The organism is Paenibacillus sp. LHD-38 (assembly GCF_031157315.1).
Classification (GTDB): Bacteria; Bacillota; Bacilli; order Paenibacillales; family Paenibacillaceae; genus Pristimantibacillus.
In genome coordinates, this window is the sequence record NZ_JAVIFU010000005.1 from 66,637 (window position 1) to 85,915 (window position 19,279).

Below are 19,279 nucleotides of genomic sequence, written 5' to 3' on the forward strand. Positions count from 1 at the left end.
AAGCTGCCCGCAAAGCAGCGGAGCTACTTTGTGGACAGCTTAGAACGCCGGTTAAGGCGTTATTTGTCGTTAAATGAAATTATTATACGCCGCTTTGTACGCCAGCGTCTGCTTTAAGCTTCTCGGCTTTGTCAACGCGTTCCCAAGGAAGGTCGATGTCCGTACGGCCAAAGTGACCGTAAGCAGCAGTTTGTCTGTAAATCGGACGACGCAGGTCAAGCATTTTAATAATGCCTGCTGGACGAAGGTCAAAATTGCTTGTGATCAGATCAACGAGCTTATCTTCACCAATTTTTCCAGTGCCGTACGTATCCACGTTAATTGAAACTGGTTGAGCAACACCAATGGCATAAGCCAATTGGATTTCGCATTTGTCAGCAAGTCCTGCAGCTACGATGTTCTTAGCTACATAACGAGCCGCGTAAGCAGCTGAACGGTCAACTTTTGTAGGATCCTTGCCGGAGAATGCGCCGCCGCCATGACGAGCATAGCCGCCATACGTGTCAACGATAATTTTACGGCCTGTAAGACCAGCATCACCTTGCGGTCCGCCGATTACGAAGCGGCCAGTCGGGTTGATGAAATATTTTGTATCCGCATCAAGCCATTCCACTGGAACAACCGGCTTAATAACATGCTCAAGAATATCCTGTTGGATTTGCTCAAGCGTGATTTCTTCCGCATGCTGCGTGGACACAACGATAGTATCTACGCGAACAGGCTTGCCGTCTGCGTATTCGATTGTCACTTGCGTTTTTCCGTCTGGACGAAGGTATGCAAGCGTCTCATTCTTACGTACTTCAGACAAGCGGCGAGCGATACGATGCGATAAAGCGATCGGAAGCGGCATAAGCTCAGGTGTTTCGTTTGTCGCGAAACCAAACATCAAACCTTGGTCGCCTGCGCCGATATCTTCGTTCTCTTGCTTCATGTCCTTGCCATCACGAGTCTCAAGCGCTGCGTTAACGCCTTGTGCAATATCAGCTGACTGCTCATTGAGCGATGTCAATACTGCGCAAGTGCTGGAGTCAAAGCCGTATTTGGCACGCGTATAGCCAATTTCCTTAATCGTACGGCGTGCGATTGCTGAAATATCAACATAATCTGCACTGCTGCTAATTTCCCCGATAACCAAAACAAGTCCTGTTGCTACTGAAACTTCACAAGCGACACGCGCGTGTGGATCTGCTTCTAGGAATGCATCTAAGACAGCATCGGATATTTGATCACAGATCTTATCCGGATGGCCTTCAGTAACGGATTCCGATGTGAACAAGTGGCGTCCTTTAACCGACATTCGTATCAACCTCCTACAACCTTAGTATGAAATAAGTGCGGACATTCTACACAAAAAATGAACCTTTCCCCGAAGGAAAAGGTTGTTTGACAACTCTTCTAAAACAGTATGATACCGAAAATGTCGCTTTGTGTCAATGGACGCCGGGTTTTTAACCAGTTATTGGTATCCGCCAAGCACTGATTCCGCTTGCGCAATCAGTCTTCTTGTGATTTCTCCACCCACTGAGCCTGCTTGACGTGTGGATAAGGAAGACCAATGTACGCTATGTCCGCCGCCAGCACCCGAAGACGCACCCAGATCTCCTGCGAATTCTGTGTCAGCACCGGTGCCTGCATAGGCTCCCGACGTTAATCCAAATTCTGCAGCAATCTCATACTTCAGCTGGTTTAACGCAGCTTTGCTTGTAGGAACAACCACTTTATTCGAACGACTCATGAATAGCACCTCCATAGAATGTTGACTACACTTGTATTGTGCATCCTTCCATCCTTTTTGAAGCGTATAATCTATTGTCAGTTCGGGTAAAATGTAGATCATCCATCCATATTATTGCAAGGTATAACTACCCTTTACCAATACAGTCAAACCATTCTTTTGGTTTGGATCAGGCAGTATGCCGCGTCCTTCACGAGGAAACAGCAGCAAATGATTTGTCGGAACTGCTTTCCCCTTCGTCAAATCGGTACCGCCAGTCAGATCCGCAATACCGCTGGCATCGGAGCTGTAAGCAATTGCTTTGCCGACGCGTACAATGACTTCAGTACCTTGTCCTGCCATGAGTGTCTTGCCTGCAGGTACAGTAACAACCTCAAGCGCCGTATTTGCGCCAGGTGTTTCTGTAGGACCGTCACCCGCTTTGGCAAGCTGCTCGTCTACATAGCTTTTCGTAACAACCGGATCCTCGGCAGAGCCTGGAGTCAGCGCATTTGATTCCGCTTCAAGCGGGGAAGCAAAGTTCACGCCGACCCACACGCCAGCTCCTACTAAAACAGCAGCAACGACTCCTCGTAGTACTTTTTGTTTCACTTAGCAATCTCCTCTCTATCACGCATCTCCTATAAAGATACTAGATTTAAGTAGGAGAAACCAGTTTTTTCTCATTTGATTATTTGTCTGCCAGCCAATTCACAAAGGATGACCATTCAATATCAACGGAGGCAAGCTTTTTCTTATGATTTTCAAATGTTTCGTAAATATTGAGTGTGTAATTATCCCATACTGGCGTTGAAGACATATCTTTGCTTACTTCACTGAAGTTATCTCCAACCTTCCAAGTCGTCCCGCCTTCGGACTTCCCTTCAAGATCAATCATATGAGTAAGAATGATTTCATTTGTCCGTTCTTTCTCTAGTACCATGGTTAGCTTGCTTTGCGTGAAGCCATCATAAGCGCGTTCCTTCGCAACTGTTGCGCCCATACTAATCTCAAGAATTCTTTCAATCATATAAGCATTGAAGTAAGTCATATCAACAGTATACGGGCCTACCTTCAATTGTTTAAAACTTGAAATGTCTGTTTTTTCAATGGGCAGCTCAAGCTGAATCGGTCTGATATATCCTTTAGCCGTTCCGGTTCCCACTATAACGCCATTGTCATCATAAGCTTCACCGATAAGTAGCTGGATGCCCTCTTTGTTCGCATTTATCGGCAAATCCGCATACAAAATAACTTGCTCTTTATTAGATGGCTTAATGGTATTGTTTGCTTTAACCGTCTTCACTTCATAATAATTTCCGTCAACCGTTTTGAAATAGCCTGCCCACACCGGCAAAGTATTACTGCGGTTTTGTTTATTCGTAACATCCATATATACAGCAAATAACTCACTATCTTCGTTTTTATACGTTCGAACATCTGTAACTTGCGCCGTTAACTGTGATCCGGCAACGGATTGTGTATATACAGAACCCGATTTCACAACGGGTACTGAGGTGATTGCCGATTTGGTTAGCTCAGCGAGCAACGAAGTTTCTTCACCAGTTTTCTCGCTTAATTGCAATTTAAATTGCTTCCAAGAATAAGTAAAAGGAATGTCTCCAATAAAATGAACGGTTGCCGATGCTCCAGGAGCGAGGCCGATCGTATCTGTACCCGTTACTTTCTTGGATTCAAGTTTTATGTTCTCATCGACCACATATTGCCCTGTTAAATCAGGTAACGGTACGAATACCGATTCTTTATTACGAATGACAAGTTCTGCAATGACATGATCCTTCGTCGTCCACGGCAATCTTTGCACCGATTTAAGCGTAACCTCGTAAGTGCCGCTATCATTCGTAAATGTGGTAACAGCTGAGCCTACTGGCGTAGTTGTAAGCTTGAATGGAATATCAAATGTACCGACAGGCAGCTCCACTTTATTTGTTTCAGCGCCTACCGAATTTGTAATGATAAGCTTCCAGCCAGTAGTAGCCAATGTGGATGGAATATTTCCTGTCAATCGTATAGCATTCAATACCGAAGGCTCAAGCAAAAGTGTTTCATCCGTCTTGTTTTTTAAATTCAGCTTATATAAACCAGCTGATGTTTGTACATAATAATTGTAAACCGGAAGAGTTACACCAAACTTGCTTGTATTTCTTGCCACGTAACTCAAATTAAACTCATAATACTTCTCTTTTTTAGTTACGTTAATTTGATCTACTCTTACATTTACATTGGAATTATTGATTTGAACCGGTTTGAAGCCGCCCGCTTTAATAAAATTAGCATATCCCTTAGGGAAGGTGTATTTCGCTACCGTACGCTCATAGCCAGCAACAGAAAAATCAAACTTTATTATATTTACAACAAGCTGGTCTAACGTCATCTTAGAGCCGACCTGACTATAAAAGGTCAACGTTGCCGACGATTTAGGAGCTATTCTTTTTTTCGTTTGATCAAGTAGGGTTAACGTATATTTTGTCCCACCTACTGATTTCAATCTAGCCCAATAATCATTTAAGACAAGATCCTTGCTGTCTCCATTATAAAAGGTAAACGTAAAACTGGCCGTTGCTCCACTTGAGCTTGGGATTAAGTTTGCATCAATGAGCTGTACGTAAGAAGCTCCGCTTATGTAGACTTTCTTGTTCACAGCTGCTGAAGCTGGTGTACTAGCCGCGAAACTGACTGGAATCGCACTTACCATTACGATTAAAGCGACTATGGCAGATATAAGTACGGATGCTTTTCTAAAGCTGTGTCGCATTGTGATAATCACTCCTATTATTTTAGCGTTTCATATTTAGACGATAAAAACCTTGCAATAGTTTCGCAATATCAACGTCTAACAAAAAGAAATTAATTCATTGGCGGAACTTTAGCCCCCTTATTCTTACAAGTGATAGTGTTATCATGTTAGTTCAACTATAGCTGTTTATTGTGAACAGCATATGAACGATTCGAATCATTGCTCGCTAGATCTATCATGATGAACACAAAAAAAAGAGCCGCCGGTAATCCGGCGACTCTTTCTTCCTTGATTCAACTTCTATTATGGAAGTTGAGTGATAACGATAGCGCCCACTTCAGCGAACGCGCCGCCAACTTGGTTACCAGTTACTGTGAAAGCCAATTTGTACTGTGTACCAGCAACGCCAGTACCAGCAAATGTTACTGCATCAAAGCCAGCTACAGATACAACGCCGTCTTTGTCGATTACGTAGTAAAGCGTGTTAGCCGTTGCTACGTGTTTAACATCATTGATTTCAAATGTTTTTGTAGTTGTGTTTACATCGCTAACTTGGTTGTTACCAGATACTGCTGGTGTAAGTGTTTCATAACCAAGTGTTGCAGGTGTAGAATCAACAAGAGTTACCAATTGTTTAGCAGCTACAGCAGTACCGAAAGCAGCTTCAGAAACAACATAAGTTTCCTCTTTGCCAGCAACATTCAATTTCACGCTGTAAGTGGAACCAGTAGCAGTTACACCTTCAGTTTTCGAAACGAATAGTCCAGACACTTTAGCAAGCTCAGTAGTTGCTTCGTTGTCTTTAGTCACTACGATATACGAAGCATTAATGCTGTCGTTAACGATGACTACTTTATCGTTTTTAGTGATGTTTGCAAGAGTACCGATCGAAACGTTGTTGTTAACCAGGTCAAGACCGTTTACAACTACAGTGCTTGCAGTAATGTTGTAAAGTGAAGTTGTTTTGATAGCAGATGCCGAGATTTCAGTAACATCAGCAGAAGCGCCTACAGCTAGATCTTGTGCTGCAGTAATACCTGTTACTTTACCAGCAGCGTCATAAGTGAACTTAGCAATTGCATTAGCATCACTGTCAGCAGTTGCATAAGTAGAAGCAAGGTAAGCTACTTCTTTAGCATTTGTTTTCAAGGAGAAGTATTCAACTTTATCCTTAGTGCTTACTTGTACGCCATCAAGTACAGCTACGTCATTAACAACTTTAGTGATAACGCCGTATGCAGGAGCGCCTTCACCAGCAGTAACTACAGTAGCAGACACGATTTTGTTGTCTTTGTTAAGAATGAAGTTATACTCAGTACCGATTACAAGGTTAAGAGCGGAAACTTCTACATAGTTAGTGCCGTTAACAACATATGCTTTTTCAGAACCAGTAGTAGAAGTCGAAGTTACTTTACCAGTTGCTGTTTTGCGAACAGCTTCAACGGATACAGCTTTCGAACCGCTAGCAACAACATCAAGTACATCGTCTTTTTTCAGGTCAGTTGCAAGAGCAGCTTTACCATCAAGAGTAATAACTGTGTTCTCGTCTACAGATACAATACCACCGTTGTAAGTAACTTGTGCTGCACGGTAAGCTGTTTTTGCATCGTAGCTAACGAACAATTTGTTTGTTGCAGAGTATTCAGTAACTACTACTGCACTTACTTCATTGCCAGCAGCATTTAGGTACAAAGATACGCTAGCATTTGCAGAAATGTCTTTATCAGCAGCAACGGTAACTAGTGCACCGTTTTTGATGAAGAAGAAACCAGGAGCGATTTGGTATGGAGTAGATACGCCATCCAAAGTGATTGTTCCAGCATCAGTAAGACCATCGATTGCTGTTTTGTTTTTGCCTGTTGCAATTTTAGCTGCATCTTGTTTGTCGGAAACTGCTACTACGTTACCGCCAACTTTGATTACAGACACTGTGCGTCCAGCAAGCTCAGAAAGCTTTTTGCCGCCAGTTACAACAAAGTCTTTTGCAACCGTGTGAAGCGTACCATTAACGCGAATTGCAGTGCTGTTGTTTTCAAGTGCTACGTTCTCAAGAACGCCAGTTGTTACTGCACCGATTTGTTCGATCATTGTTTTAGCGCCTACAACAACGTTTTGATCTTTGTCGTAAGTAACCAATTTGTCATCAAGTGTGTTAGATACCAATTGTGCTACAACGCCACGGTTAGCTGCTTGACCCTTAGTGATGTCAACGCCTTTGAACATGTTGAGATCCGAAGAGTTAGCTTGCAACAATACGTTATTAGGCCATGTGCCAGAAAGGTTAGCGTCTTTGTATCCAAGTGCGCGTACCAATACTGCTACTGCTTCTTCAAACTTAACTTTTTCGCTTGGACGGAATTTACCGTTAAAGCCTTGAACCAATTTTTTAGCTTCTGCTACGTTGATGTAACCAGTGTACCATTGGTTTGCTTTAACGTCGCTGAAGTTAGGTTTTTGTGATTTCAAAAGCTCAGCATTGCTTGCGTTACCAGTTGCAATAACAATTAGTTTAGCAAGTTCTGCGCGAGTAATATCGTTTTCTGGTTTGAAAGTACCATCTTCGTAACCGTTGATTACGCCAAGTGCAGTAAGCTCTTCTACTGCGGATTGTACTGGTTTACCCACTACATCAGATGGTGTTGCTGCGAAAGCTGGAACTGATAATGGAATGACTAGCGCTGTAGCTAGTACAAATGCTGCTATTTTTTTCTTCATAACCTTTATTTCTCCTCCTCTAAATACGTGCGGTTGTTGAGAGTTTTGTTTAAATAGTGAATTGCTCTTTTCCCTCATGTCGATTCACCCCCTTTCCAGAGTTGAGCATAGATTTGATATAAATGATGTCTACAATCATGATAAACCCATTTGTAAAATCATGTCGTAGAAACTTGTAAAAAATGCGAGAAAAATGCTAGAGTCGCGCCACCACTATAACATTATACAATGGGCGGGTCGTACCGTAAAGAGGAAGTTGAGAATTCATTCCAATTCCTTTCCAGCTGCAGTAGGTCTAGCGCATCAATTACATGCGTTTGTTACAACGTCATGTATTTAAACGCACGTCACAACAAAAAGTTGCGATGTTCTGAAAAAAAATTAAAGTTTTTTGTTTTGCGTGGTATGTACCTCATTTCGCGTGGTTTGCTCGTGTACGTTGAGTACTTTGATAGTATAGCTTGTTTTCATAGAGCTCGTCGATAATAAACATTTTCCAAATATAATGTTTCACGCGGCGTGGAACACCCATGGCTGCAAGAAAAAAGCTGGATGCAGAACAAGTCTGCATCCAGCTTGGGATTTCTTTATATATCCAATTAACCAATGCTCGGAAGCTTCTTCAAATCAGCTAAAATACGAGCTACAATGATTGCTGCATCCGAGCGTAGAAGATTAGACCGTGGTTCGAATACAGAGCCTGCTTTCGGATTGCTCGGATCTACAGGAGAGCCGATAATGTATTTTTTCTTTGCGATAGCGATAACCGAGCTTTTCGCATAGAAATTCACGCTTCCTGCATCTTTGAACGTTTTTTCCAGATCCTTATCGATTTTCGTCGAATCTGTAGCCAGCTTCAAGTCGAGCGCTCTTGCGATAATGACAGAAGCCTCTTCTCTTGTTAAGTTGGCGCTAGGCTGGAACGTTCTCGGGCCGGTTCCGCGGATGATCCCTTCTCGTGCTGCTGTTTCTACGTAGCGATAATCCCATAACGCATCGGGGTTAATGATCGCTGGTACATCATCGAAATGCGGCTTGCTCAGCTCATAGTTAAGAGGAATATCAAGCGCCTTAACCATCATTCTCGCGAACTCGCCGCGTGAGATATAGATGTTAGCGCCGAAATCGTCAAAGCCTGCTGCATTCATAATGCCTTTCGAATAGATGGCTTCGAGGAAGTTTCTTGCATAAGGATGCGATGTCATGTCAGTGTACGAGTACACCATTTTCCCAACCACATAGTAACCGAATTTATTGAATGGAACCGTAATTGTGTTTTTCTTCACGTCGACCGTTCCGCCGATATTTTCCCAATACTTCGCTTTTACATCGTAACGGTAGACCGTAATGATTGTCCCGATGCTATCCTTCATATTCGGATCGAAGGCAAGCGTCAACGTGCCGGTCTTGGAAGTAACCAGTTCTCTATTGTCCGGACGCTCGTCATAGGTAGGGATCTTCGTTCCGCCTTTTCCAGTCGCGTTCGGGAATTGATACGGATCAACACCCATTGTCAGCGGATCGTAAGCATTCGTTGTCGCCGGATCATCCGCTAATCCCGCATCAATCCAATAAACCGGACTAGCTTTGGTGAAGCGAGTTGGATACGAAAGCCTAAACCTTGTCCCAAAGCTTTCCAATATAATATTGTAGTTAGGCGGCAATGCTTCAAGCTCTCGGCGGTCAACTACGCCATCTTCTGAGTTTGCGATGGCAAACAAGAGATTATGGCCAGTGAACACTTGGTTTTTCAGAGCCGCAGGCACGTTGAAATCGGTTCTGATCAGCGTTGTGCCTTTTTCAAACTTCAAATTTAGTGCTCCGTCAAAAATCTTGTGGCTGCTCGCCATGGTTTGAAGAAATTGTGCGCCGGGAATATTGGTTGGCGCATACGTAATTTCGATGCTGCTTTGTACTTTATCATTCGCGTTCGAGATTATGAAATCGATTTTGTTCTTGCCAACTTTTAGATTATTTACGAATACGCGGTACGTATTGTTATAAAATTGTTCTACGGTAGCCGGATTGTTATCGGAATCGAAGTCGATTTTCTCCGCAGCCTGTTTATTAATCGTTATCGTCTGCGCCCCAGGAGCATCGATGACCACTTCAACGTAGTTTTGATTGACGATATTTTTTGCCGGCAAAATCGGACGCAATACTTTGTAAGGCAGCGATGTCGGGTCAACCTCTAAGCGATAAGACGCTTTCGGACCTGTTTCGCCGTTGTTGAACACCGTAAAGGTATACACGCTGGAGCTGCCGTCTGAATTCAATTCTTGCCCCACTAAAATGAAAGAAAAGGTTTTGGTTAAAATATCGTATCGAACCGCAAGATTCGCTACATCGTTACTTGCGCCGTTATTTACCGTACCAATCACGTTTGGACCGCGCATAATAATGAGTTTCTTACTCAAGTCCCAAGCAATCGGATTCGTGAAATTGCTGTTCTCGATTTTCAGGATATAATTGCTCGGATCCGTTAGACCGTTTATAGGATTATCCATCTGTGTAATTTTCGCTTGAATATTGCTGACGATATCAGCATCAGTAGCGCCAATTGCCGTAAAATCAATGAAGTCAAATGTACCGAACACATTCATGAATGCTTCATTTGTCGTAAAAACGCTGCCGCGATTAACAAAGTTCGGATCATTCGGAACCGGCTCACTGTATTGCGCGCCATAAGGATAAATGATGGTGCCCTCTACCGGTATGACAGGAATATTCGTCGGAATGAGATAAAGCTTGATTTTCTTCTCATAGGAATTTTTACTGCCTTGGAATACGAATTTGATCTCATTCTCTCCGCTGAACAAAGACTCGAAAGCTTTTGTACGCTCAGCAGCATTTAGAATCGTAAAGCTCGTTACTCCGCTTGCCCCTTGCGTGAGCTTAATTGGTGTATTGTTGACATAGAAGAACACCGTTTGCGCTGCAGTACCGTTAAAGTCGTAACGAATTTCAGAAGTATTATTGATATTGTTGAGAATACCTTTGAAATCGCTCAACGTTCCCGTAATAGCCTCGGCGATACGATCCGCTTTAAGCTTATTCGTATCATCATAAACCGTCATATTATCAAATACGCTCGTATAGCTTACATACGGTCCGAATAGCATCGTGAACTTAACTTGCTTCGATACTCCGCCAACATCCAGCGTAACCGTCTGCGTACCTTCGAAAGGGAGTTTTTTGAAAATAAGAATTTCTCGCTTATAAACTTTCCCATTGACGTTTACGTATTTATTGACAAGACTTGAGGACACGTTTTCGATGTTACTGGTACTATCGTAATCATAGCTTGTGGGTGCAGATGTACCAGAAACATTTTTAACATCCTCTACGGTTACCAAACCGTTTGTTTCAGACAAAACAGGATTTCCAACAAGAACTTCCATAGCGAATGGCACAGTGTAAAGATTAGCGCCTTCAAGCGGAGTTCCTGTCAAAGCTTCCCCGTTGCCCGTTCTATAACCACTTAAATAGTTAATATTCTCGATAAATTTCTTAGTTGCATCCTTCAACGAGAAACCCATAAGTCCGGTTCCTTCATCGGCAGGTTGGCCAAGTGCATCTTTTTTCGCGTTTTCTGCTGTAATTTGAATATTATAGGATTTGTCAAAAACTAGTGCATGGTTGGCTCCGATAGCTGTTGTAAACTGATAGATGAAAAAGGCTTCATTTCCTGTATAAGTACCCACCGGAGTTGCAACAGGCACGTTCGCTGGAGGAGCAACAGGCTGCGTAAAATTAGTCCCACCGCTCGCCGTAATCGTATACTTAATCGGGATGCTTCCAGTAGGATTCGGATGCGGCTCAAGCGTGCCATCCGCTGGAACGGAATCATCCTTCAAATAGTTAGGAACAATAATTTTACCCGTTAGGGATGTCGTATTTGTATTCGTTACTAATAAATTAGGATTGTACTCTAGCGGTTCAGATGTTGCTGCACCGTTCGCAACTCCGTTCAAGTTGACATCATAAAAGGTTACTTCACCGTTGTAAAAGGCTACTTCACGAGTCGTCTCTACGGTTTGGTTCGCATTTTTCACTTTAATCGTAACCAAGTTTTTACCTTTTTGGAGCGTGATCGGCGACGCCGCAAACTGATAACTGTTGGAGCTGTTCACGGAATAGGTTTTGCTGCTTCCGTTTACGTCAATCGTTACCTGCTGCGCATTAGGCGCGAAGCCCGTAATGCTGATATCCGCAGATTGACGGCCTGCGGATGCCGCAGAGTGAACGACCGTAGTACCTGCTTCTTCGATGTTGAATTTATTTCCGTCAAGCTGTGCAACCAAATCATAAAATACCGGCCCGTTGTGATATTCGATGTAGATCGAATTGGTCACTTCGCCGTCGCCTTGAACGCCTTTGAACGTAATGCGGTTCAGACCTGGAAAAAGTTCAACGTTATAGACTTGGATAGAAAATCCGTTGATATAGATGTTGCTTGTGATGTTCTCACGCTTCGAGCCAATTTGATCATCGGAAGGATTATCATTGCCCTTGTTATTGATAATTTGAGTAACGCTATACGAAACAGACGATGGGTCTACCCCGGTAATGGATCCTGTCAGCGTAAGGCTTGGATCCGTCGTTACCCTTGCTTGCGTAGATAAATCTTTCTCCTTAGGGAAGCTGAAGCTGCCTGTTGCGGCGTTTGCCACCTGTGACGAACCGAACGGCGGCAACAATGTAATCAACAGTGCCAGCGTTAGCGCTAATGAAAGTAATCTTTTCAAAACAATGTTCCTCCTTTATGTATATAACGAGCATGGGTATTAGAATTAAAGTTCGACTGACGAATTTGCGGCCTGCTTACGAATAAACCTTCCTCCCTTTTCCTCTTTAGCCAGTTATCGGTTGCTGTGCAGCTAGACGTGCTGACCGCAGAAAAGTTCTGTACTGTAGTTATCGGCTAACAGCTCCCATTTTTTTAGTGTATTACGCCATTTACAAAAACAAAAAAAGAGCCCCGTTTCCCCTAAGGGATTCAGAGCTCTTGATTATTTGGAACGAGATTCAGCATCAACCTTAAGTCGAAGCCTCATTCGATTTAGAAAATTAATTAACGGTCTGCGCGTTTTATCTACGATTCCGGTAACCTCGGCACCTATTTGCAAGAAGAACATGAGCATACAAATAACGGCAAAGGTAATCCAGTTCGCTGCACTCGATTGCACGACAGCCGATTGTACGATTGCCAGTGCGCCGAAGATTGCGGCAACACCCCAAATAATAAGAACCGTACGGCGGTGACTGAAGCCAAGATCACGCAGTCTGTGATGCAAGTGGCCTTTGTCCGGTGCAAAGATCGGACGTTTGTTCACCCAGCGGCGAACGATGGCGAAGAAAGTATCTGAGAGCGGAACGCCGATAATAAGCAGCGGCGTGACGAATGATACAATCGTAACCTGCTTGAAACCAAGCATCGAAAGCGTTGCTAAGCTGAAGCCGAGAAAAAGCGAGCCCGAGTCTCCCATGAATATTTTTGCGGGATGGAAGTTGAACACGAGAAATCCGACGATTCCGCCTAACAGCAGCGTGCTGAGCAGGATCACGGGCTGGAAGCCCATTAGCGAGGCCATCACAACAATCGTTGCAATCGCGATGCCGGATACACCGGCAGCAAGCCCGTCCAAACCGTCGATTAAGTTTATGGCGTTCGTTACGCCAACGATCCATAAAATCGTAATCGGGATGCTGATCCAGCCGGCAATCGGCTGCATCGTTTCACCAAACGGAATGTTCACCAGGTCGATCTTTACGTCAAAAACGAATACGACAACGCATGCTGCAGCTATTTGACCCAAAAGCTTCACTTTTGCCGACAGCTCGAAGCGGTCATCGAAAGCACCTAAAATAATGATCATCGTCCCGCCGACAAGCAGCGCATTGATCATGTTTGAATCTTGTGGACGGAGCAAACCGTCCGGTATAAATGGCGATAAGAGAAAAAATGCGCCAACGAATGCAATATAAATAGCTAGACCGCCAAGACGCGGCATAATGCGCGTATGTACCTTGCGGTGGTTTGGTTTGTCTATTGCGCCTACTTTGAATGCGAACTTCTTAACAAGCGGCGTCATCGCAATGGCTAGAACAAGAGCGATTATGAACCCAATTGAATACAGCAAGCCAACCGGCATGTGTGCAACTCCCCTTTTCTTTCTACCGAAGTGAATTATACTCCGATTGAAAAAGAAACTCCAACCCCGTTTTTAACCAATTTAGCGGGTTTTAACGAGAATTTCACGGTGTAGACCGAGGTTTTGTTACGTTTTCTTTGTCGCGAAGCACTTTCACTACGAATTTCGGCAAAACGAGCATTCTTTTGTACCTTTTCGGCTCTTGAAGCAAGCGGTAAAACCATTCAAGCCGAAGCTTCTGGAACATGATCGGAGCTCGCTTTAGCTTACCCGAAACGACATCGAAGCTGCCGCCGACGCCCATAATTAAAGGCACGCCGAGCTTTTTCTTAAACTTAACAATCCAAGGCTCCTGCGTATCCGCTCCGCGCGCGACAAACAATAAGTCAGGCGCCGCTGCGCGAATGGCTTCCACCACTTCTTCGTCCTGTTCTGGTCCAAAAAAACCATCCCGATAGCCTACGATTTTTACCTGAGGATATTGCAGCTGAAGCTTCTCTGCCGCTGCCTCGATAACCTCTTGCGAGGTGCCAAGCAGATAGGCCTTCCATTTGCGTCTTTCACCCTGCTCCAAAAGGCGGTGCATCAGATCAAATCCCGTAACGCGCTCCGTGACCGGATTGCCAACGTATTTGGCTGCCCATACCACGCCTGCTCCGTCGGGTACGATAAGATCCGCGCGACGAATCATCGCGCTGTAGTTCGTGCTCTCGACAGCCGACATAATCATGATCGGGTTAGCGGTAATGACATGCGTTAACCGTCTTTCTTCGATTGCCGCCGTTAAATATTGAACCGTTTCATCCATGCTCGCCTTGGAGAATGGTATGCCGTATATCGGCACTGTTGGTAATTGTTTCGACAAGAGAAACTCACCTCGATAATGTATGACGCAGGTATTGAACGATTTGTTGCGCCGGTTTTTGCGATTGTTGTTTTAAAAGGTCGATTGCTGGCTTATGCTTTGCTTGCCAGCCGGCTTTGTCAGCGAGCAGCTGGCATGCCGCATCCGCAAATGCCTCCGCGTCCAGCTGCTCGGTCGTGCCGATGGCCTTCAGCCCTAAACGGCCAAGAAACTGATCGATCTTCGGGTCGTACGATAGGCCAAGCATGGGAACCATTTGGCCTGCGGCATAGATAAGCGCATGGAGGCGCATGCCGAACAAAGCGTCGCACCGGCTGACCTCCAGCAACATTTGCTGGGGGTCGTCGCCGGGCGCGGCCAGCTCGGCGGTGGAACCGATGCCGAGCCTGCCGCGCAGCCGTTCCATCACCTGCTCCGACGTTTCTGTGTCGGAGGGGGTGTGGAACGGCAGGAAGCGCAGCCGCACAGGCATGCGCTTCGACAGCGCGACCAGCGCTTCCGCGGCGCGCGTGAGATCTGCGCCGTCGCTGCGCCAACGGCGCAAGGATACGCCGACTAGCGGCGGCTCCGAAGACATGTCCTCAGCATTACGCGAGGAGCGAAGGACTTCTTCTTCCGAGCCCGCCGGCAGAGGCAAGCCCATTACCGGGTCAGGCACCACTTCAATCATCTGTACCGGTACCCCGATGCGGCCAAGCAAAGCGGCGGATTCAGTATCACGAACGGATACGTACGCGCTGCGCTTCATAACTCCGCGAATAAGCGGATCCATAAAGCGGCGGTTTACCGGTCCGATGCCTTGTGAATAGGCGAATGTAGGTTTGCCGAGCAGTTGCGCGAGCTTCATGACTCCCGTGTAGTAAGGAATAGTCTTGGTACCCGTTGCGTCCTGAAGAAGGCTTCCGCCTCCGCTTATGAGGCCGTCACAGCTCTTCAGCGCATTCCACAAGTCTCCTGGATGCATTCTCCGAACACTTTCTACGCCATACATACTGCTTGTCCAGGCCGGATCAGCCGACAACACGACCGGCTGAATTTTAATGCCCTGGGAACTGCTTTGTTCTTCTAAAGCAAGCAATATCGATCGTAGCACCGCTTCGTCGCCGCTGTTGCGAAAGCCGTAATAGCCCGAGATCACTATGCGACGAACTTGCGAATGATTGCCGGTGCCCATTTACGAATTGCTCCTTCCACTAGCTGCCAAGCCAAGATCAAAATACAGCCGATTATCATCCCTGTACCCAAGCCAAGCAGTACGCGAATCATTGAAATATAAAGCGGAGTATGAAGATGTGCGAACGTATCCACCATCGAGAGCTGTCCTATCGATCCGATAATAATGAGCAGCCAAGCTGCACGGTAACGAAGCGATAAGAATAGCCCAAGCAGCATTAACGGATGCGCCAGCAAAAACTCTTTAAACCGCGGCCTTACGCCGAAGGTCGACTCCAGGAAATGACGAATAACCAATTCAACGGAGGATACTTGCCCACTGTTGCCTGTACGCGACAGGTAGTAATAGCCAATAATTCCGATAACGCCCGCAAGGATAATCCAAGTTAACGTAATCGGCTTTGAAAGCAGAATTCTCAGTCTGCCTAGCGACATTTGGCCGTTATACAGCAGCACATAAACCGCAACCAACGCAATTGGCGCGAGGTGAAGCAGGCTTACGCCGCGGAATTGCTCCAACACCAAATTGTAAGTGATGTTATTGAGCAAGCCGAAAACAATCGGTACAGCCGTAAGTGAAATCAACGTCGCTACGATAAACCAATTCAAAGCGAGTCCAAAACGCCGCCCCATAGACAACGCCGGAAATATCCATTTAGTATGGCTTCCATTTTCATAAACGGCACCGGGCTGCTGAGGCGTCTGGCTCTGCTTGCTGCGGCCCACCGTCCAGTCGGGTCCGCCAACCACGCGCCGGTCGCCTACCGTACGGGAATAGATACGGTTCATGACCCACACTAACGCGAGTGTAGGTGCGGCAATCGCCGCGCCTAAAGCTAAGCCCTGTTCCATCATAGAGCTGTTCAGTTTGTACAAGCCGGCGCTGCCAAAGAGACCGATAACGAATACAGGAATATATACGCCAGGAATAAACGCGCCTATCAATAAAGCAATCAAGGCAATGGCGCCAGCAGCGACAATAGCTCTGACAGGCTTATTCCAAGAAGGCTGTTCATAATCGAAAGCCTTTGCCTTGCCTGGTGTAAATCCAGCCTTAGACAGCTTTTCGACGATGCCGTTCTTCTCGCTCATAGCTTCAGCAAGCCTGTCCAAGGAATGGACGATTTTTGCCTTATCCGTGTTTGACTGGGTTGTCCCGTTCATGAAAAACATACGGATATTGCGATCCTTAGCCGCTAGAAGAAAACGGTCGCTTATCGCGTCGGAAGTCATTGTCATCCCGTCGTTATCCGACAAGGAATATAATCTGACTACGTTATAGTTTGTAATATATGCTAATTTATTTATGCCTTGCTGAGGTTTTTTTAAATTTTCGATTGCGGCAATGCCCATATCGTACTTACTAAGCAATTCACCGAACTGATACAGGCTGTTATCGACGGCTTGATCAGATGCGCCCTTCACTTTATCGCCGTCAAATAACACGCGGTTCACACCGTACGTCTTTAAATTTGTAAGCACGGCATCCGTTTCGTCTTGATCATAAGGCTGTACGCGGTCGGAGAAACGCGGCAGAATGCCAAAGCCTGCGTCGCGAATCGTTTGCAGGGACATCGGGTCAAAATCCATCGTTTTCATAACCGCTTCGGCAATCGGCATTTCGACGACCATCCCGTTACGGCCCCCATAGGTCCAATTGCTATACACAGCTTCCGATCGATCAAGTGCCTGGCGCACGATCGGACCGATCATTTTTTCTTCTTCCGGACCGTTAAATAAAATATAAGTAAAGTTTTGGCCTGCCTGCTCAAACTTGCCTTGCAGCAGCGCAGCATCCCTTGAGCTGTAATAAGTCAGCCTGCCCGCTAACTGCAGCTCCTTCAACGAGCTTTCGTACACGGCCATCGTGGTAATGCCCGATTCCTTTAACATGGCGAGCTTCTCCGTCAGGAACTCCTGAGGCCTTGCCTGACGCTCCGATACATCGACAATATCTCGGTAATCAAAAACATACTCCACTTGTTTCGACGACTTTTCCATTTCCATGCGAACAGCGCCGAGCGGCAATGCTGCCGCCACCCCTAACAATGCAATAATCCAAAGTACGAATCTTGCGCGCCGATTCCATTGCTGCCAACGTAAAAACACGAAATTCCTCCGTTCTAAACAGGTGATTGTCGATCTATTCGCTACGGTCTACCCGTTCCATAACGGCGGTTTTCAACGTTTCCAGCGCAGCGGCGGCAGCATCCTTTGATTCACTCTTCACTGCGAAATAAACTTTGATTTTCGGTTCGGTACCAGAAGGACGCAAGCAGAACCACGATCCATCCTCAAGCAAATACTTCAATACGTTTTCTGGACGAAGACCGTCATGGCCCTTGCCGTAATCCAGTACCTGCTCTACTTTGACGCCGCCGATTTCGGTTGGCGGGTTTTGACGCCAATCATCCATAATCGCTCCGATTTTTTGAACCCCGTCAAAGCCCTTAAGCGTACGTGATTCCAAGCCTTCTAAATAGAAGCCAAATCCAGCGTAAAGCTCGAGTAATACATCATACAGCGTTTTTCCTTGACTGCTATAGTATGCCGCAGCTTCTGCAATCAATAACGCCGCAACGATCGCATCTTTATCGCGTGCATAGGTACCCGTTAGATAACCGTAGCTTTCTTCATAACCAAACAGGAAGGAATACTCACCTGTTTTCTCATAGCTTGTCATTTTTTCACCGATATATTTAAAGCCTGTCAGCGTATTGTCGACGGCTACGCCAAATGAGCGTGCGATATCCGCCCCGAGCTCGCTTGTCACGATCGTTTTGATGACGATGCCGTTGTCCGGCAATTGTCCGCGCTCTTTCAGCTGGCTCAGCACATAATGAACCATCAATGCGCCTGATTGGTTACCTGTGAGAACGACATACTCGCCCTCATTATTTTTCACGACCGCACCCATACGATCCGCATCCGGATCCGTACCGATAATAATGTCTGCATTCACCTGCTGAGCAAGCTTAATAGCAAGCGTGAACGCTTCGCGCTCTTCCGGGTTAGGGGATTTCACTGTGTTAAAATAACCATCCGGCTGCTCTTGCTCAGGTACGATATGCACGTTCTTAAAGCCAACCTTCTTCAGCACTTCACGTACCGGCATATTGCCTGTCCCATGCAGCGGCGTAAAGACAACGCTGAATTTCTCGCCGATTTCCCCTTGAATAAGCTCCGCATTCAGGCTTTGAGCAACAACCGTATCAATAAACTGTTGATCGGCTTCCTCTCCAAGCCAGCGCAGCAAGCCCTTAGCTTCCGCTTCCTCGCGGCTCAGCCTCTTCACTTCATCAAAGCCGGCAATTTGACCGATCGCGGCAATTACTTGCTCCGCTTCTTCCGGAATGAGCTGGCAGCCGTCGGCGCCGTATGCCTTATAGCCGTTGTATTCAGGAGGGTTGTGGCTTGCCGTAATAACAATCCCGCTGGATGCTTTAAGCGCACGCACAGCAAAAGAAAGCTGCGGAGTCGGGCGCAGTGCAGTAAACAAATATGTCGTAATACCGTTTCCTGCAAGCACGAGCGCGGCATCAAGCGCAAATTCAGGCGAGTAATTACGGGAATCATGAGCAATAACAACCGATGGGCTGGCTCCCTCCGAATTTGCGCCGGCCAGCAGCCAATTCGCAAGTCCTTGCGTGGCTTTCCCCACTGTGTATGCGTTCAAACGGTTCGTCCCCGCGCCCATTACGCCGCGCAGGCCGCCCGTACCGAATTCAAGGTCCCGATAGAAACGATCCGTAATTTCCTTTTCTTCTCCTGCAATGCCGCGAAGCTCTTCCTTCGTTGCAGCATCGATAAGCGGGTCATTCAGCCAAGCCTCATATTTAGCAATAATAGTAGCATTCGTTGGATTCGTCATAATTAGCAGCCTCTTTCATTCATGAATT

General features: G+C 45.9%; 11 protein-coding genes. All 11 read right to left on the bottom strand.

The window, feature by feature from the left end:
• Nucleotides 1-82: 82 nt before the first annotated feature.
• The 11 genes from metK to RCO25_RS05980 all read right to left on the bottom strand — a co-directional run bounded on the left by metK (nucleotide 83) and on the right by RCO25_RS05980 (nucleotide 19,251).
• Entirely contained in the window at nucleotides 83-1,297 is a 1,215-nt protein-coding gene (gene metK, locus RCO25_RS05930) for a methionine adenosyltransferase (protein ID WP_308995212.1), read from the bottom strand.
• 159 nt (nucleotides 1,298-1,456) lie between these two features.
• Nucleotides 1,457-1,735: an alpha/beta-type small acid-soluble spore protein gene (locus RCO25_RS05935; RefSeq protein ID WP_308995213.1), complete on the bottom strand. Its 279-nt coding sequence runs from the start codon at nucleotides 1,733-1,735 to the stop codon at nucleotides 1,457-1,459.
• A gap of 111 nt (nucleotides 1,736-1,846) precedes the next feature.
• A complete protein-coding gene (locus RCO25_RS05940) occupies nucleotides 1,847-2,326 on the bottom strand; it encodes a hypothetical protein (protein ID WP_308995214.1) in 480 nt (159 codons plus the stop codon).
• Between the two features lie 79 nt (nucleotides 2,327-2,405).
• Nucleotides 2,406-4,490, bottom strand: a complete 2,085-nt coding sequence (locus tag RCO25_RS05945; RefSeq protein WP_308995215.1) for a hypothetical protein — start codon at nucleotides 4,488-4,490, stop codon at nucleotides 2,406-2,408.
• Between the two features lie 285 nt (nucleotides 4,491-4,775).
• Complete coding sequence (locus RCO25_RS05950; protein ID WP_308995216.1) at nucleotides 4,776-7,265, bottom strand: S-layer homology domain-containing protein; 2,490 nt, start codon at nucleotides 7,263-7,265, stop codon at nucleotides 4,776-4,778.
• Nucleotides 7,266-7,786: 521 nt separating this feature from the next.
• Nucleotides 7,787-11,935, bottom strand: coding sequence for an S-layer homology domain-containing protein (locus RCO25_RS05955; protein ID WP_308995217.1), 4,149 nt, complete (start codon nucleotides 11,933-11,935; stop codon nucleotides 7,787-7,789).
• 264 nt (nucleotides 11,936-12,199) lie between these two features.
• Nucleotides 12,200-13,342 carry a glycosyltransferase family 4 protein gene (locus RCO25_RS05960; RefSeq protein WP_308995218.1) on the bottom strand — a complete coding sequence of 381 codons (1,143 nt, stop codon included), beginning with the start codon at nucleotides 13,340-13,342 and terminating at the stop codon, nucleotides 12,200-12,202.
• A 103-nt stretch (nucleotides 13,343-13,445) separates the two neighbouring features.
• Nucleotides 13,446-14,150, bottom strand: a complete 705-nt coding sequence (locus RCO25_RS05965) for a WecB/TagA/CpsF family glycosyltransferase (protein ID WP_308995365.1) — start codon at nucleotides 14,148-14,150, stop codon at nucleotides 13,446-13,448.
• Nucleotides 14,151-14,214: 64 nt separating this feature from the next.
• Nucleotides 14,215-15,381 carry a polysaccharide pyruvyl transferase CsaB gene (gene csaB, locus RCO25_RS05970; protein ID WP_308995219.1) on the bottom strand — a complete coding sequence of 389 codons (1,167 nt, stop codon included), beginning with the start codon at nucleotides 15,379-15,381 and terminating at the stop codon, nucleotides 14,215-14,217.
• On the bottom strand, nucleotides 15,345-17,489 hold the full coding sequence (locus RCO25_RS05975; protein WP_308995220.1) for a DUF5693 family protein: 2,145 nt from the start codon (nucleotides 17,487-17,489) through the stop codon (nucleotides 15,345-15,347). The genes csaB and RCO25_RS05975 overlap by 37 nt, the downstream gene beginning before the upstream one ends.
• 34 nt (nucleotides 17,490-17,523) lie before the next feature.
• Nucleotides 17,524-19,251, bottom strand: a complete 1,728-nt coding sequence (locus tag RCO25_RS05980) for a phospho-sugar mutase (RefSeq protein ID WP_308995221.1) — start codon at nucleotides 19,249-19,251, stop codon at nucleotides 17,524-17,526.
• Nucleotides 19,252-19,279: the final 28 nt, after the last annotated feature.

Bases quoted from the DNA above. Each gene is read 5' to 3' on its own strand.
- RCO25_RS05950 (WP_308995216.1), bottom strand. From the start codon at position 7,265: ATGAGGGAAAAGAGCAATTCACTATTTAAACAAAACTCTCAACAACCG.
- RCO25_RS05965 (WP_308995365.1), bottom strand. From the start codon at position 14,150: ATGGATGAAACGGTTCAATATTTAACGGCGGCAATCGAAGAAAGACGG.
- RCO25_RS05945 (WP_308995215.1), bottom strand. From the start codon at position 4,490: ATGCGACACAGCTTTAGAAAAGCATCCGTACTTATATCTGCCATAGTC.
- RCO25_RS05960 (WP_308995218.1), bottom strand. From the start codon at position 13,342: ATGCCGGTTGGCTTGCTGTATTCAATTGGGTTCATAATCGCTCTTGTT.
- RCO25_RS05980 (WP_308995221.1), bottom strand. From the start codon at position 19,251: ATGACGAATCCAACGAATGCTACTATTATTGCTAAATATGAGGCTTGG.
- metK (WP_308995212.1), bottom strand. From the start codon at position 1,297: ATGTCGGTTAAAGGACGCCACTTGTTCACATCGGAATCCGTTACTGAA.
- RCO25_RS05935 (WP_308995213.1), bottom strand. From the start codon at position 1,735: ATGAGTCGTTCGAATAAAGTGGTTGTTCCTACAAGCAAAGCTGCGTTA.
- csaB (WP_308995219.1), bottom strand. From the start codon at position 15,381: ATGGGCACCGGCAATCATTCGCAAGTTCGTCGCATAGTGATCTCGGGC.